The sequence below is a fragment of the Roseateles sp. P5_E8 genome, from assembly GCF_054177665.1.
In genome coordinates this window covers 104,074-119,179 of record NZ_JBGCUM010000011.1, presented here as the reverse complement: position 1 = coordinate 119,179, position 15,106 = coordinate 104,074, and the positions used below count along the sequence as shown (strand labels likewise).

Below are 15,106 nucleotides of genomic sequence, written 5' to 3'. Positions count from 1 at the left end.
TGTTCGCGCAGTGGCATTGCCTATCGATTGCAGTTGGCTAATAAGTATCTGAGAAGTTGCCATAAAGTACGCGTTTATACCGAATTGCAATCGATTGCAAAACAAACGGATGCAACGCAGAATGACGGCACGGACGACGCGTCACTGGCGCGCCGATCCGGCCCGCCCCGCAGAGGGCGCCTGCCACCAACAACCCGGAGACACCATGCCCAGCCCCCGTCCGATCCTTGACCGGTCCACCCCAAGCCCGTCGCTCCAGCCTCTTGCCGCCGCCGTGGCGCTGGCGCTGTTGAGCGCCGCCGCGCAGGCCCAGCAGGCTCCCGCCGCCGAGCCGGCCGACGGCCTCAAGCTCGACGCCGTCGTCGTCACCGGCACCTCGTCGGCAAAGTCCAAGATGCGTTCCAGCGTCGCCATCTCGACCATCGAGAGCGAAGGCGTTGCCGCCGTCACCGCCGCCAGCGCCACCGACCTGCTGCGCGGCGTGCCCGGCATCCGCGCCGAGGCCAGCGGCGGTGAGTCCAACGCCAACGTGGCCGTGCGCGGCATCCCGGTCTCGGCCGGCGGCGCGCGCTACATCCAGTTCCAGGAAGATGGCCTGCCCGTGCTGCAGTTCGGCGACATCGCCTTCGCCACGCCCGACACCTGGATGCGCGCCGATGTCGGCTTCGAGCGCCTGGAGGTCGTGCGCGGCGGCTCGGCCGCGCTGCTGGCCACCGGCGCGCCCGGCGGCATCATCAACTTCATCAGCAAGACCGGCCTGGAGCCGGGTGGCAGCCTGCAGCTGACCAAGGGTCTGGACTTCGACCAGACCCGCGTCGACTTCGGCTACGGCGGCCGCCTGGCAGCCAAGACGCGCTTCTTCATCGGCGGCTTCTACCGCGTCGGCGACGGTGGCCGCAAGGGCGCCGACGGCAGCGAGAACGGCGGCCAGGTGCGCGCCAACCTCACCTTCGAGCTGGAGGGCAAGAGCTATGTGCGCTTCAGCCTCAAGCACCTGGACGACCACACGCCGACCTTCATGCCCACGCCGGTGAAGTACGTGAACGGCAGCATCCAGCAGATCCCCGGCCTGGACCCGCGCCGCACCGCCTTCTACGACGCCGCCTGGCCGCTGGACAGCACGCTGACCAACACCAACGGCCGCGCGACCAGCAACATCCGCGATGGCCTGGCCGCCAGGAGCGATGCCTTCGGCGCCGAGGTGGACCTGGATGCAGGCGGGGGCTTTCGCCTGCAGAACAAGTTCTCGTGGAGCAGGAACTCGGGCCGCTTCATCGGCATCTTCCCGGGCGACGACGTGGCCGCCGCGCCCGCCGGCACGACGCTGGCGAGCGGTCCCGACGCCGGCACGGCCTACACGGGAGCGAAGTTCACCGCCGTCGTCTTCAACACCAAGGTCGACAACGCCGGCCTGATGGCCAACGACTTGAAGTTCTCGCGCAGCTTCGACCTCGACGGCGGCGCCAAGCTCAGCGCCGTCGCCGGCCTCTACACCTCGGTGCAGCAGCTGGACCTGACGTGGAACTTCAACCAGTACTCGCTGTCGGCCAGCGGCGAGGGCGCCCGCGTGCTGAACGTGCCCGGCGTCGTCAACGGCTCGCCCGGCTTTGGTGGCTGCTGCAGCAACACGCAGGACAGCAAGTACACGACCAACGCGCCCTATGTCGTGTTCAACCTGGAGTCCGGCGCGCTGTCGGCCGACATCGGCCTGCGCCGTGACAACCAGAAGGCCAGTGGCGCCTATTACCAGTCCAACGCCGGCGTCAGCTATGACCTCACCAAGCCCAACGCCATCGATTACGACTTCGCTCGCACCTCGTACTCGCTGGGCGGCAACTACGCGCTGAGCAAGGACTTGTCGGTCTTCGCCCGCTACTCCGACGGCGCCGCCTACAACGCCGACCGCATCACCTTCTTCAACAACCCCAACCTCGTCAACGGCAAGAGCCCGACCATCCCGACCAACAAGGTCAGGCAGGCCGAAGCCGGCGTGAAGATCCGCGGCGGCGGCATGAGCCTCTTCGCCACGCTCTTCCATGCCAAGACCGACGAGGTCAATGTCGACGTGACGACCAACCCCATCGTCGCCAAGGCCAACAGCTACCGCAGCAACGGCCTGGAGCTGGAGGGTTCGGCCCGCTTGGGCGTCGTCAGCCTGCTGGGCGGCCTGACGTACACCGACGCCAAACAGGCCGACGGCCGCGCCCCCAAGCGCCAGGCCAAGGTCGTCTACCAGCTCACGCCAACGGTCAACCTCAACGATGCGCTGAGCTTTGGCGTCAGCATCGTCGGCACGACCAAGAGCCTGGACGACGGCCCCACCGGTGCGCTGACCATCACGCTGCCGGCCTACACCGTCGTCAACGCCTTCGCGAGCTATGCGCTCACCGACAAGGCCACGCTCTCGCTGGCGGCCAACAACCTCTTCAACGAGCTGGCCTACACGGAAAGCAACGACGGCCGCGGCGCCGCGCGTGCCTACACGGGCCGCACGGTGAAGGCCTCGCTGCGCTACAGCTTCTGATGACGCCCATCCTGGTCCTTGGCGAAGCCGTCGTGGACGAGTTCCACGACGGCCCGGTCGCCGGCGGCGCGCCCTTCAACGTGGCGCGCTCGCTGGCGGCGTTCTGCGCACCTGTGCGCTTCGTCAGCCGCGTCGGTGCCGATGACGCAGCGGGCCGCCTCGTGCTGGACAGTGCAGGGCGCTACGGCCTTGCAGTCGACGGCATCCAGCGCGACGCGACCCATGCCACCGGCCGCGTCAGCGTGCACGAGGACGTGGGCGGCAGCCACCGCTTCGAGATCCATGCCGACGCGGCCTGGGACCATCTCGAGCCGCTGGCGGCCGGGGACGGCATCGTCTACTTCGGCAGCTTGGCACAGCGTCATCCAAGCTCGCGCGCCGCCATCCGCGTTGCCGTCAAACGAACGCCGGGCCCCCGTCTGCTGGACCTCAACCTGCGCCCTGGCGGCGACTCGCCCGAGCTGGCCGCCGAATCGCTGATGCTGGCCGACTGGGTGAAGCTCAATGAGGACGAGCTGGGCTGCCTGTTCGCCTGGTTCGAGCCCACGCTGCCGGCGCTGATGGCCCGGTTCGCACTGCGGCGCCTGGTGCTGACGCGTGGCGCTGCGGGCTACTCGCTGCACGGCGAGCACGGTCAGTTGTTGGCGACAGGGGAGGGCGTGCTTCAGCCCGATGTCGTCGACAGCGTCGGTGCGGGTGACGGCTTCACGGCCACGCTGCTGGCAGGCCTGTCGCTGGGCCGCGACCTGGGCGCAACCCTGGCCCTGGCCAACCGCTACGCCGCGATGATCTGCGGCGTGCGCGGCCCGCTTCCCGCAGACCCGGCGTTACTGGCCCCGTGGCGCGAAGCACTGAATGTGCTGCCGGCGGAGACGCGAGCATGAACAAGCCCCACCTGTCGTTCTCCCAGATCGTGAACATGAATGTCGGCTTCCTCGGCATCCAGTTCAGCTTCGGTCTGCAGCAGGCCAACATGAGCCCGATCTACCAGATGCTGGGCGCCGACGGCAAAAGCCTGCCCTACCTCTGGCTGGCCGGCCCCATCACCGGCCTGCTGGTGCAGCCCCTCATCGGCGCCATGAGCGACCGCACGACCCACCGCCTGGGCCGCCGCACGCCTTACTTCCTGATCGGTGCGCTGCTCTGCTCGCTGGGCCTGCTGGCCATGCCCTTCAGCCCGGCGCTGTGGTTCGCGGCCGGCCTGCTGTGGATCCTGGACGCGGCCAACAACGTGACGATGGAGCCCTACCGCGCCTACGTCAGCGACCGGCTGCGGCCCGAGCAGCACGCCAGCGGCTTTCTCACGCAGGCCTCGTTCACGGGCCTGGCGCAGACGCTGGCCTACCTGACGCCCAGCGTGCTGGTCTTCTTCGGCATGAACAAGGACGCCTTGGGCGCCAACGGCATCCCGGTCGTCACGACGCTGGCCTTCGTCATCGGCGCGCTGCTGTCGTTCACGACGGTGTGGTGGTCGGTGCGTCGCGTGCCCGAGCTGCCGCTGCCGGCCGAGGAAATCGCCCGCCTGCGCGCGCTGCCCCATGGCCTGGGTGCGACGCTGGCCGAGATTTGGGCCGCGCTGCGCGACATGCCCGGCACGATGCGGCGGCTGTGGTGGATGGCGCTGTTCCAGTGGTACGGAATGATGTGCTACTGGATCTACATCGTGCCGACGCTGGCCGCCACGGTCTTCGGCACGGACGACCCGCACAGCGCCGGCTTCCGTGACGCGGCGCTGCTGAACGGCCAGGTCGGCGGCTTCTACAACGCCGTCGCCTTTGTCGCCGCCTTCGCGATGGTGCCCTTCACCAAACGCCTCGGCGCGAAATGGGTGCACGCCTTCGCGCTGGCCTGCGCGGCGGCCGGCATGTGGGCCTTGCCCGGCATCACGGACAAGACCTGGCTCTTCCTGCCCATGGTCGGCATCGGCCTGGCCTGGGGTTCCATCATGGGCAATCCGTATGTGCTGCTGGCCGGCAGCATCCCGCCCGAGCGCGCTGGGGTCTACATGGGCATCTTCAACATGTTCATCGTCATCCCCATGCTGATCCAGGCGGTGACCCTGCCCCTGTTCTACGACAGCCTGCTCGGCGGCCGTCCCGAAAACGTCATCCGCCTCGCGGGCGTGCTGCTGGCCATCGCGGCCGTCTGCGTGCTGCGCGTGCGCCCCGCCCAATCATGAAAAACCAAGTCCAGCTCATCACCTATGTCGACCGTCTCGGCGGCCGGCGCGACGGCACCGACCTCGCGCGCCTGAAGCGACTGCTCAGCGACCCCGGCTCGCCGCTAGCGGGCGTGTTCGGCGGCGTGCACCTGCTGCCCTTCTTCGACGCCATCGACGGCGCCGACGCCGGCTTCGATCCCATCGACCACACCCGGGTCGACCCGCGCTTGGGCGATTGGAGCGACATCAAGGCGCTGACCAAGGACCTGGACGTGATGGCCGACGTCATCGTCAACCACATGTCCAGCGCGTCGCCGCAGTTCCTCGACTACGCCGAGAAGGGCGAGGCCTCGGCCTATGCCGGCCTGTTCCTGACGCTGGACGCCGTCTTCCCTGACGGCGCGACCGAGCGGGATCTGCTGGCCGTCTACCGCCCGCGCCCCGGCCTGCCGCTGACGCCGGTGACGCTGAAGAGCGGCGAGCGCCGCATGCTGTGGACGACCTTCACCGCCGCGCAAATTGACATTGCCGTGTGCCACCCGCAGGGCCGGGCCTACCTCGCCAGCATCCTGCAGACCCTGGCCGGCAACGGCATCCGCATGGTGCGGCTGGACGCCGTCGGCTACGCCATCAAGAAGGCCGGCGCCAGCTGCTTCATGATGGCCGAGACCTTCGACTTCATCGCCGAGTTCGCCGCCGAGGCGAGGGCGCTGGGCATCGAAGTGCTGGTGGAGATCCACGCCTACTACCAGCGCCAGATCGAGATCGCGCGCCAGGTGGACTGGGTCTACGACTTCGCGCTGCCGCCGCTGGTGCTGCATGCCTTCAACTTCCACACGGCCACCGCGCTGAAGAGCTGGATCGCCGTGCGCCCGACCAATGCGCTGACCGTGCTCGACACGCATGACGGCATCGGCATCATCGACATCGGTGCCGATGCCAGCGACCGCGTCGCCCACCCCGGCCTGGTGCCGCCCGAGGACCTGGACGCGCTGGTGGAGCGCATCCACGCGGCCAGTGGTGGCCAGAGCCGTCAGGCCACCGGTGCGGCGGCCAGCAACCTCGACCTCTATCAGGTCAACTGCACCTTCTTCGACGCGATGGGCCGCGACGAGACGGCCTATCTGYTGGCCCGTGCCATCCAGTTCTTCCTGCCCGGCGTGCCCCAGGTCTATTACGTCGGCCTGCTGGCCGGCCACAACGACATGGACTTGCTCGCCCGCAGCCAGGTCGGCCGCGACATCAACCGCCATCACTACGGCGAGGACGAGATCGCCCGCGACTGCGAGCGCCCGGTCGTGCGCCGCCTCATAGCGTTGATCAAGCTGCGCAACCGCCACGCGGCCTTCTGCGGTGACTTCCACGTCGAGCCCGGCGGCGACGACGAGCTGCACCTGCGCTGGCAGCAGGGCGGCGAGTGGGCGGCCTTGCGCATCAACTTCACCAGCCTTGCCCATGAGCTGAGCTACAGCAGCGAAGGTGGCCCGCAGACCCTGGCCTTCAGTTGAGCGTCAGCCTGGCTGCGCAGAATCCGCGTCTTTAAACGTTGGAGACTCAAGCATGTGGAAGATCGTCGTGGGCTTTGTCCTGTTCGCCGCGCTGGCGCTGTTCATCCTGACCAAGAGCGGCGGCAACATCGACCTTGGCGGTGAAAAGCACGACGTGACCGCAGCGCATGAACCGGCCGCGTCTGAAGCAGCGTCCGCTGCGGTGACTGCCGCCGTTGAAGCCGCCTCCATGCAGGCTTCCGCCGCGTCTCAATGAATCCCTGAACCCTCGCCGCCGGCGCGCTGAGGCGCGTTGAGCGGCAGGCGTATCAGCATCTGCGTGCCCTGGCCGGGCGTGGACTTCACCTCGATCTGGCCGCCCAGCACATTCGTCACGATGCTGTGCACGATGTGCATGCCCAGGCCGGAGCCGCCGGTGCCGAGCTTGGTCGTGAAGAAGGGGTCGAAGATGCGCCGCCGCACAGACTCGTCCATGCCGCGGCCGTCGTCGATGACGCTCAAGCTTGCCTCGGACTCGTTCAGCGGCGCACAGTGCACCGTCACACGGCCCTGCTCGCTGTTGTCGAAACCGTGCAGCAGCGCATTCATCAGCAGGTTGGTCAGCACCTGGCCCAGGGCGCCGGGGTAGCTGTTCATCATCAGGCCGTGGCAGAGCTCGGTGGTAATGACGAAGGGCGTGTGCTTGAAGCTGGGCTCCACCATCACCAGCACGTCCTCCACCACCTTGCCCAGGTCGAAGTCGCGCCGCATGTCGTTGGTCTGGTCGATGGCCACCTGCTTGAAGTCGCGCACCAGATCGGCGGCCTTCTGCACATTTCGCTGCAGGATGTCCTGGCCGCGCCGCGTGTCGCGCGCCAACTCTTCCAGCACGCTGCGGCGCATGGGCACGTTGCCGACCAGCATGGATTCCAGCTGCTTGTAGCGGTCGTCCAGCGCCGACACGACGGTCAGCGCATTGCCCAGCGGCGTGTTCAGTTCATGCGCCACGCCCGCCACCAGCCGGCCCAGCGACGCCAGCTTCTCCGATTCGACCAGCTCGCGCTGCGCCGTCTGCAGCGTTTCCAGCGCCTCGGACAACTCCGCGTTGCTGGCCGTCAGCTCGGCCGTGCGCTGGGTGACGGTCTCTTCCAGGTTGAGATTGTGCTGGCGCAGCGCCTCGAAGGCCGACAGCAGGGCCTGGCGCATGCGGTCCATGGCCCCGCCCACGCGTGCGATCTCGTCCGCGCCGCTGACCCGCAGCGGCTGCTCCAGCCGCCCCGCCGCCAGGGCCTCGGCCGCGCTGGTCAGCTCGGTCATGGGGCGCAGCACGTAGCGCTGCAGCACCCACAGCATCAGCACCAGGGACAGCGTCAGCGTCAGTCCGCTGCGCCAGACGGTGCGCCAGCCCTCTGCCCGCTTGGCCTGCAGCAGCGGCGCTGCGGTCATGGTGATGGTGAGCCGGGCGATCTCGCGGCCATCGCGCTGGATGGCGCGGGTCTGGCTCAGCGTCAGCGAGGGGTCGTCGGCCTCCTGGCGGCGCTCAAACGACAGGAAGGGCGCCGACGATGCCGGCTCTACCACCTTGACGGCCACGAAGCGCGGGTCGTCCACCTGGGCCTTGACCATGGGCTCGGCGAGATCGGGCGAGACCTGCCAGACCGGCTCGGCCAGCGACAGCGACATGACCTCGCTGGTGCGGGCGAGGTCACGCTTCAAGTCCTCCATGGCCGTCTCGCGGGCCGCCTGCACGTCGTAGAGCAGCACGGCCGTCGTGGGCAGCAACAAGCCCAGCAGCAGGGCCAGGACGACGGCGAAGGTCAGCGAGTTGCGCTGCCAACCGAACAGGTGCGGCGTTGGCGGGGGCAAGGGCATGGGCGGCGGTGCGGGGCGGGGGCGGGGCGGTCCTGCATGGTGGGCCCGCGCAGGGGGCACGGCAGGCCGCCGGAGTGTAGGCCTGCGAAATCCGGCCGAAATGCGCATGCGGAGTGCCAAAGGCTCGGGTTTTTCCTGGGGGGAAGGGGCTGCAGCGCCTAGGGGGGCTGGCCCCACAATGCGCCGCCAGCGCGTCTTAGCGGCGCTGCTATGGAGAACAAAAGTGAAGCGTTGGGTCGGCTTGGCGGTGGGGCTTGTGGCCTGCATCGGGATGGGAAGCGCGTTTGCGCAAAGCGTGTTGCGCATCGGCATGGTGGCGGGCTTCTCCGGCCCCGTGGCCGGCGTCGTCCAGGAGAGCGCCGATGGCGCGCGCCTGTACTTCGATTCGGTCAATGCCCAGGGCGGCATCAAGGGCCAGAACATCGAACTCGTCACCATGGACGACAAGTACGACCCCGCCACGGCCGTGGCCCAGGCCAAGTCGCTGGCCAGCCAGGGCGTGCTGGCGCTGATGCTTAGCCGCGGCACCGGCCCCACGGAGGCCCTGCTGCCGGTGCTGAAGGAGAACAGGCTTGCCCTTGTGGCGCCGGCCACCGGTGCCATCAGCCTGCACGAACCGGTGCAGCCCTATGTCTTCCACCTGCGCGCCAGCTACCAGAAGGAGGCCGAGCGCGCCGTCAAGCATCTGGCCGGCATCGGCGTCAAGCGCATCACCATCGTGCAGGTCAACGACCCCTTCGGCAACGATGCCGGCAAGGGCGCGATCAAGGGCCTGGACGACCTCAAGTTGCGCGCCCTGTCCAACCTGCGCTTCGATCGCAACAAGCCCGACCTCACGCCAACCATGCAGGCCATCGCCAAGGCCGGCATCGAGGCCGTCGTGCTGATCGGCCCGTCCTATGCCGTCGTCGAGGGCGTGCAGGCGCTACGTGCGGCCGGCTCGACGGCCCATGTCGCGACGCTGTCCAACAACGCCTCGGCCGACTTCGTGAAGGCGCTGGGCGAGCATGGCCGCGGCGTCGTTGTGACCCAGCTCTTCCCCTACGAGCGTTCCACCGCCAACCTGATGGTGCGCGAGGCCCTGAGCCTGGCCAAGTCCTCCGGCCGCAACGAGCTGACGCCGGCTCACATCGAAGGCTTTGCCGCTGCCAAGCTGGTGGTCGAGACGCTCAAGCGCGCCGGCAAGGACACCACCCGCGACGGCTTCGTCAAGGCGCTGGACGGTGCCCGCATCGACCTGGGCGGCCTGCAGGTGCACTACACCGAGAAGGAGCACAGCGGCCTGGAATACACCGACGTGTCCATCGTCTCGGAAGACGGCAAGTTCAAACGCTGACCAGGGCGCGCAGCGCCTGACCGCGCGATGATGCAGGCCTGCTGAGGCCGCCTGCTGCGGCCGGGGAGCTGACATGGATCTGGGATTGAATGGCCGCTGGGCGCTGGTCTGCGCGGCGAGCAAGGGCCTTGGCCGCGGCTGCGCCGAGGCACTGGTGGGCGAGGGCGTCAACGTCGTCATCACGGCGCGCGGCGAGGCAGATCTGCTCGCCACGGCGCAGGCGCTGCGGGCGCTGAACCCGGCCGTCGAGGTGCGCACCGTGGCCGGCGACATCGCCACGACCGAGGGCCGCGCTGCCGCACTGGCGGCCTGTCCGCAGGTCGACATCCTCATCAACAACGCCGGCGGCCCGCCGCCCGGGGACTTCCGCGACTGGGGCCGCGAGCAGTGGCTGGCGGCGCTGGAAGCCAACATGCTGACGCCCATCGACCTCATCAAGGCCACGGTCGATGCGATGGCGGCGCGCGGTTTCGGCCGCATCGTCAACATCACCTCCGGCGCCGTGAAGGCGCCCATCGACACGCTGGGCCTGTCCAACGGCGCTCGCTCGGGGCTGACGGGTTTCGTCGCCGGCGTGGCCCGCCAGCCGCGCCTGGCCGGCGCCAACGTGACCATCAACAACCTGCTGCCCGGCGCCTTCAATACCGACCGATTGAAAAACGGCTTCAAGTCCGGTGCGGCCAAGGCCGGCATCAGCGTGGATGAGCTCGCTGCCAAACGCCGCGCGGCCATCCCCGCGCAGCGCTTCGGCACGGCGGCCGAGTTCGGCGCCATCTGCGCCATGCTGTGCAGCGCCCATGCCGGCTACCTGACGGGGCAGAACATCCTGCTCGACGGGGGCAGCTACCCGGGCACCTTCTGATGCGGTGGCTGAAACGCATCCTCGCGGGCCTGCTGCTGCTCATCGTGCTGGTTGGGTTGGCGTTGTGGCTGACTCTGCGTTCCAGCCTAGCCCAGCTTGACGGCGAGCGCACCGTGCCGGCCCTCAGCGCACCGGCCGAAGCGCAGCGCGATGCGCGCGGCTACGCCACCGTCACGGCCGAGAACCGCCTGGACGTGGCACGCGCACTCGGCTTCGTGCATGCGCAGGAGCGCTTCTTCCAGATGGACCTGATGCGGCGCAACGCGGCCGGCGAGCTGTCGGCGCTGGTGGGCGCCAAGGCCTTGCCACTGGACAAGGCGCGCCGCGTGCACCGCTTCCGCCACCGCGCTGAAGCAGGCATTGCCGCGCTGCCGGTCGAGGAACGCGCGCTGCTGGACGCCTATGTGAGCGGCGTCAACGCCGGCCTGGGCGCACTCGGCGGCCGCCCGCCCGAGTACCTGCTGCTGCGCCAGCAGCCCAGGTCCTGGCTGGCCGCCGACACGGTGCTGGTCGCCTACGGCATGTACCTCGACCTGCAGAGCTCGCAAGGCCGCGACGATGTCGCCACGGGCCTGCTGCATGACGCCGTGCCCGCCGACTGGTATGCCTTCCTGACGCAGCACAGCGCCGATTGGCAGGCCGCCATGGACGACAGCCGCGTGGCCGCCGTGCCGCTGCCCGCCGGCCCGCTGCCCGAGGCGCTGCGCGTGGCCAAGACGGCGTGCAGCGACTGCCGCCTGCAGGACTCGCGCGACCTCGGCAGCAACAACTTCGCCGTGGCCGCCGCCCATGGCGCCGACGGGCGGGCCATCGTCGCGGACGACATGCATCTGGGCCTGCGCTCGCCCGGCACCTGGTTCAAGGCACGCATGAAGTGGAAGGACGCTGCCGGCGCCCACGACATCGCCGGTGCCACGCTGCCCGGCACGCCGCTGCTCATCGTCGGCAGCAACGGCCGCGTGGCCTGGGGCTTCACGAACACGACCTCGGACTGGGCTGATGTGGTCACGCTCAGGCTCAACGCAGCCGGCACCCATTACCTGGCCGGCGGCGTGGAGAAGCCGCTGAGGCGCAGCATCGAGCGCATCGAGATTGCCGGCCAGCCGCCGGTCGACCACGAAGTGCTGGAGAGCGAGTGGGGGCCCGTGATGCCGCTGCCGGCGCCCAAGGGCCAGGCCCATGCGCTGCGCTGGGTCGCGCATGACGTGGAGGGCATGAACCTGCGCCTGATGCAGATGGAGACGGCCGCCAGCGTCGACGAGGCATTGCGCATCGCCGCCGGCACCGGCGTGCCGCACCAGAACCTGCTGGTGGCCGATGCCACCGGCCGCATCGCCTGGACCGTCATCGGCGCCATCCCCAGGCGCGTCGCCAGCGACGACATCGACCGCCCGCAGGACTGGAGCGACGGCCGCCCGCGCTGGCAGGGGTATCTGACGGCGGCCGAGCAGCCCAGCATCGTCGATCCGGCCGACGGGCGGCTGTGGACGGCCAACTCGCGCATGGTGGGCGGCGAGGCCATGAAGATCGTCGCCAACGGCGGCTGGGATCTGGGCGCCCGTGGCCAGCAGATCCGCGACGGCCTGCGCGCTCAGGACAAGTTCGACGAGGCCGGCCTGCACGCCATCCAGCTCGACCACCGGGCGCTCTTCCTGCAACGCTGGCGCCAGCTGCTGCTGAGCCAGGTGCTGACGCCCGATTTCGTGGCCGCCAACGGCCTGGCCGACTACCGCGCCGAGGTCGAAAAAAGTGCCGATGCGGCGCGGCCCGACGCGGTCGGTTACCTGCTCGTGCGCGACTTCCGCGAACAGGCGCTGATGCACATCTTCGGGCCGCTTGCCGGGCTGATGGAGGCCCAGGGCATGAAGCCGCGCGATCTGAAGATGGTGCCCGAGACGCCTGGTTGGGCCCTCATCCAGGCCGCGCGGCCTGACACCCTGCCCGGCGCCTTCAAGAGCTGGCCCGAGCTGCTCCAGCGCGCCGTGCTGGACAGCCGCAAGGAGCTGCTGGCCAAGCATGGCAGCCTGGCCAACGCCACCTGGGGCGCCGACAACGGCACCAGCATGCGCCACCCGCTCAGCCTGGCTGTGCCTGCCCTGTCGCGCTGGCTGGACCAGGCCTCCCAAGGCATGGCCGGCGACGCCCACATGCCGCGCGTGCACAACCACGGCCACGGCCAGAGCGAGCGCATGGTGGTCTCGCCCGGCCATGAGGAGAAGGGCCTGCTGGTCATCCCGGGTGGCCAGAGCGGCCACCCCATGTCACCCTTCTACCGTGCCGACCACGCCACCTGGCTGGCCGGCGAGGCGCTGCCCTTCCTGCCCGGTGAGCCGGCGCATCGCCTGGTGCTGCGCCCCTGATCCAGGCGACACGGCCCCTTTGGGCTGAGGATGATCGCGGCCGTGCCCCCTGGGCACAATCACCGGTTCTCAAAGTGACCAAGAGGAGCGACATGAACAAGACGACCCTGTATGCCCTGATGCTGGCTGGCCTGTCGACGGCTGCGCAGGCACAAGAAGCTGGTTCCAGCGTCGAGAAGTGCACGAAGAAGCTGGGCGTCATCGCCGTGGCCGAACCGCAGCACGGCTGGAACCACATCTCCCAGTACGGCCTGGGTTCGCCCTCGGCGCTGCTGCGCATGATGATCCAGCAGTCCGGCTGCTTCGACGTTGTCGAGCGCGGCCAGGCGATGCAGAACCTGCAGCAGGAGCGCTCGCTCRCCGCGGCCGGTGAAATGCGCCAGGAGTCCAACGTCGGCAAGGGCCAGATGCAGGCGGCCGATTTCGTCATGACGCCCAATGTGCAGATCGGCGCCAACACCAGTGGCGGCCTCGGCGGCTTCCTGGGCGGGAAGCTGGGCATCATCGGCGCCATCGCCGGCGGCCTGAAGTTCAAGGACGCCTCCACCAGCCTGCTGATTGCCGACGTGCGCTCCAGCATCCAGGTCGCCGCAGCCGAGGGCAAGGCCAGCAAGACCGACTTCTCCATCGGCGGCTGGGGCTTCGGCGGCGGCGGCGTCGCTGGCGCGGGCGGCTACACCAGCACGGCGGAAGGCAAGCTCATCGCGGCCAGCTTCCTGGACAACTACAACAAGATCGTGCTGACCATCCGCGACCAGGCCAGCCTCGTGCGCGGCGGCAGCGCTGCCGGCGACGCCAACGCGGCCGCCTCCACGCAGGCCGGCGCACCCATCAATGCCGGCCAGATGCTGGCGCCCAAGATCTCCAACGTGAAGGCCTACGCCACGCCGTCGCGCGACGGCAAGGTCGTGGCCACGCTGAACCGCAGCGACGAACTGGTCGCCACCGGCGAGGTCAAGGACGGCTTCGTCAAGGTCGATTCGGCCAACTTCACCGGCTGGGTGCAGCGCTCGCTGGTCACGCCGCTGGGGAACTGATGAAGGTCGCCCTCGTCACCGGCGCCGGTTCGGGCATAGGCCGGGCCGTGGCCCGTGCACTGGCCGCCGAGGGCTGGACGCTCGCGCTGATGGGCCGCCGCGAGGCGGCGCTGCGCGAGACGCTCGAAGACGCGTTGGTGCTGCCCACCGACGTCACTGACGAGGTGCAGGTCGACGCCGCCTTCGCCACGCTGCGCGACCGCTTCGGCCGCCTCGACCTGCTCTTCAACAACGCCGGCATGGGCGCGCCGGCCGTGCCCATTGACGAGCTGACCGTGGCCCAGTGGCGCGCCGTGGTGGACACCAACCTCACCGGCAGCTTCCTCTGCGCCCGCGCCGCCTTCGCGCTGATGAAGTCGCAGGACCCGCGCGGCGGTCGCATCATCAACAACGGCTCCATCTCGGCCTACTCGCCGCGGCCCAACACGGCGCCCTACACGAGCACCAAGCACGCAATCAGCGGCCTGACCAAGTCGCTCAGCCTGGACGGCCGCGCCTTCGACATTGCGGCTGGCCAGATCGACATCGGCAACGCCGCCACCGAGATGACCGAGAAGATGCTGCGCGGCGTGCCTCAGGCCAACGGCCAGATCGCCGTGGAGCCGCGCATGGACGTCCAGGACGTCGCCCGTGCCGTCGTCTACATGGCCGGCCTGCCGCTGTCGGCCAATGTGCAGTCCATCACCGTGATGGCCACGCAGATGCCTTTCGTCGGGCGCGGTTGAGCCTCACCGGCGCATGACGACGCTGGTGCTGCTGCCCGGCCTGGATGGCACGGGCACGCTGTTCCAGCCGTTTCTGCGCGAACTGCCAGAGGAATGGCGGCCGCTCGTCTTCGCCTACCCGATGGACGCAGACGCCGGCTACGACGCGTTGACCCGTTTGGCTGCCCAGGCCCTGCCGGCCGACGGCCCTGTCGTCGTGCTGGGCGAATCCTTCTCCGGCCCGATTGCGATCCGGCTCGCCGCCCTCTTGGGCGCGCGGCTCAAGGCACTGGTGCTGTGCTGCAGCTTCGCGCGCAACCCGCGCCCGGGCCTGGCGCGGTTGGGCGGCCTGATAGCCTGGCTGCCGTCTCCCGCTGTGCTGCCATCGAGCCTCACGGCGCAGGCCTTGCTCGGCAGCAACCCGCCTGTCGAGTCCAAGGCCTTGCTGGCGACGGCGCTGGCCAGCCTGCCTGCCGCCGTGCTGCGGGCGCGATTGCGGATGGTGATGACGGTCGACGTCACGGGCGAGCTTGGCACCGTGCGTGCGCCGCTTCTCTATCTCCAGGCCGCTCAGGACCGTATCGTGCCACCGGCCGCGGCCGCGGATATTCAGCTGCTGAGACCGCAGACCATCGTCACGTGCCTGCCGGGGCAGCACGGGCTGCTGCAGGCGGCCCCGGCAGCAAGCGCCGCCACCATGACCTCTTTCCTGAGACGGCTGCTGTGAGCATGCTCTGGCCGGCGATGTTGAACGCCTGCCTTC

The 15,106-nt window shown here is 69.2% G+C and carries 12 protein-coding genes; 11 read left to right on the top strand and 1 reads right to left on the bottom strand.

Annotated elements, in window-relative coordinates:
* Positions 1–205: 205 nt before the first annotated feature.
* From ACXRVZ_RS09380 to ACXRVZ_RS09360, 5 genes are read left to right on the top strand one after another with little or no spacing between them, the layout of a single operon-like run.
* The gene (locus tag ACXRVZ_RS09380; protein ID WP_457424878.1) at positions 206–2,524 is read left to right on the top strand and encodes a TonB-dependent receptor; all 2,319 of its coding nucleotides are present in this window, start codon (positions 206–208) and stop codon (positions 2,522–2,524) included.
* The gene (locus ACXRVZ_RS09375) at positions 2,524–3,408 is read left to right on the top strand and encodes a PfkB family carbohydrate kinase (RefSeq protein ID WP_457424876.1); all 885 of its coding nucleotides are present in this window, start codon (positions 2,524–2,526) and stop codon (positions 3,406–3,408) included. The genes ACXRVZ_RS09380 and ACXRVZ_RS09375 overlap by 1 nt, the downstream gene beginning before the upstream one ends.
* A complete protein-coding gene (locus ACXRVZ_RS09370) occupies positions 3,405–4,703 on the top strand; it encodes an MFS transporter (RefSeq protein WP_457424874.1) in 1,299 nt (432 codons plus the stop codon). The genes ACXRVZ_RS09375 and ACXRVZ_RS09370 overlap by 4 nt, the downstream gene beginning before the upstream one ends.
* A complete protein-coding gene (gtfA, locus tag ACXRVZ_RS09365) occupies positions 4,700–6,193 on the top strand; it encodes a sucrose phosphorylase (RefSeq protein ID WP_457424872.1) in 1,494 nt (497 codons plus the stop codon). The genes ACXRVZ_RS09370 and gtfA overlap by 4 nt, the downstream gene beginning before the upstream one ends.
* A 52-nt stretch (positions 6,194–6,245) precedes the next feature.
* Positions 6,246–6,449 (top strand): hypothetical protein, encoded by a 204-nt coding sequence (locus tag ACXRVZ_RS09360; protein WP_457424870.1) that lies wholly within the window; start codon positions 6,246–6,248, stop codon positions 6,447–6,449.
* On the opposite strand, the gene ACXRVZ_RS09355 is transcribed toward ACXRVZ_RS09360, so the two are convergent.
* A complete protein-coding gene (locus tag ACXRVZ_RS09355) occupies positions 6,443–8,044 on the bottom strand; it encodes a sensor histidine kinase (RefSeq protein WP_457424868.1) in 1,602 nt (533 codons plus the stop codon). The genes ACXRVZ_RS09360 and ACXRVZ_RS09355 overlap by 7 nt on opposite strands.
* Before the next feature lie 271 nt (positions 8,045–8,315).
* On the opposite strand from ACXRVZ_RS09355, the gene ACXRVZ_RS09350 reads away from it, so the two are divergent.
* The 6 genes from ACXRVZ_RS09350 to ACXRVZ_RS09325 all read left to right on the top strand — a co-directional run bounded on the left by ACXRVZ_RS09350 (position 8,316) and on the right by ACXRVZ_RS09325 (position 15,070).
* Positions 8,316–9,380 carry an ABC transporter substrate-binding protein gene (locus tag ACXRVZ_RS09350; protein ID WP_458232330.1) on the top strand — a complete coding sequence of 355 codons (1,065 nt, stop codon included), beginning with the start codon at positions 8,316–8,318 and terminating at the stop codon, positions 9,378–9,380.
* 73 nt (positions 9,381–9,453) lie between these two features.
* Positions 9,454–10,242 (top strand): SDR family oxidoreductase, encoded by a 789-nt coding sequence (locus tag ACXRVZ_RS09345; protein WP_457424864.1) that lies wholly within the window; start codon positions 9,454–9,456, stop codon positions 10,240–10,242.
* Positions 10,242–12,602 carry a penicillin acylase family protein gene (locus ACXRVZ_RS09340; protein WP_457424862.1) on the top strand — a complete coding sequence of 787 codons (2,361 nt, stop codon included), beginning with the start codon at positions 10,242–10,244 and terminating at the stop codon, positions 12,600–12,602. The genes ACXRVZ_RS09345 and ACXRVZ_RS09340 overlap by 1 nt, the downstream gene beginning before the upstream one ends.
* A 92-nt stretch (positions 12,603–12,694) precedes the next feature.
* Positions 12,695–13,639: a CsgG/HfaB family protein gene (locus ACXRVZ_RS09335; protein ID WP_458232329.1), complete on the top strand. Its 945-nt coding sequence runs from the start codon at positions 12,695–12,697 to the stop codon at positions 13,637–13,639.
* A complete protein-coding gene (locus ACXRVZ_RS09330; RefSeq protein ID WP_457424858.1) occupies positions 13,639–14,364 on the top strand; it encodes an SDR family oxidoreductase in 726 nt (241 codons plus the stop codon). The genes ACXRVZ_RS09335 and ACXRVZ_RS09330 overlap by 1 nt, the downstream gene beginning before the upstream one ends.
* A 13-nt stretch (positions 14,365–14,377) precedes the next feature.
* A complete protein-coding gene (locus ACXRVZ_RS09325; RefSeq protein WP_457424856.1) occupies positions 14,378–15,070 on the top strand; it encodes an alpha/beta fold hydrolase in 693 nt (230 codons plus the stop codon).
* The last annotated feature ends 36 nt before the right edge of the window (positions 15,071–15,106 follow it).

Excerpts from the sequence above, each read along its gene's own strand:
- ACXRVZ_RS09380 (WP_457424878.1), top strand. The coding sequence starts at position 206 with ATGCCCAGCCCCCGTCCGATCCTTGACCGGTCCACCCCAAGCCCGTCG.
- ACXRVZ_RS09375 (WP_457424876.1), top strand. The coding sequence starts at position 2,524 with ATGACGCCCATCCTGGTCCTTGGCGAAGCCGTCGTGGACGAGTTCCAC.
- ACXRVZ_RS09370 (WP_457424874.1), top strand. The coding sequence starts at position 3,405 with ATGAACAAGCCCCACCTGTCGTTCTCCCAGATCGTGAACATGAATGTC.
- ACXRVZ_RS09360 (WP_457424870.1), top strand. The coding sequence starts at position 6,246 with ATGTGGAAGATCGTCGTGGGCTTTGTCCTGTTCGCCGCGCTGGCGCTG.
- ACXRVZ_RS09355 (WP_457424868.1), bottom strand. The coding sequence starts at position 8,044 with ATGCCCTTGCCCCCGCCAACGCCGCACCTGTTCGGTTGGCAGCGCAAC.
- ACXRVZ_RS09350 (WP_458232330.1), top strand. The coding sequence starts at position 8,316 with ATGGGAAGCGCGTTTGCGCAAAGCGTGTTGCGCATCGGCATGGTGGCG.
- ACXRVZ_RS09345 (WP_457424864.1), top strand. The coding sequence starts at position 9,454 with ATGGATCTGGGATTGAATGGCCGCTGGGCGCTGGTCTGCGCGGCGAGC.
- ACXRVZ_RS09340 (WP_457424862.1), top strand. The coding sequence starts at position 10,242 with ATGCGGTGGCTGAAACGCATCCTCGCGGGCCTGCTGCTGCTCATCGTG.
- ACXRVZ_RS09330 (WP_457424858.1), top strand. The coding sequence starts at position 13,639 with ATGAAGGTCGCCCTCGTCACCGGCGCCGGTTCGGGCATAGGCCGGGCC.
- ACXRVZ_RS09325 (WP_457424856.1), top strand. The coding sequence starts at position 14,378 with ATGACGACGCTGGTGCTGCTGCCCGGCCTGGATGGCACGGGCACGCTG.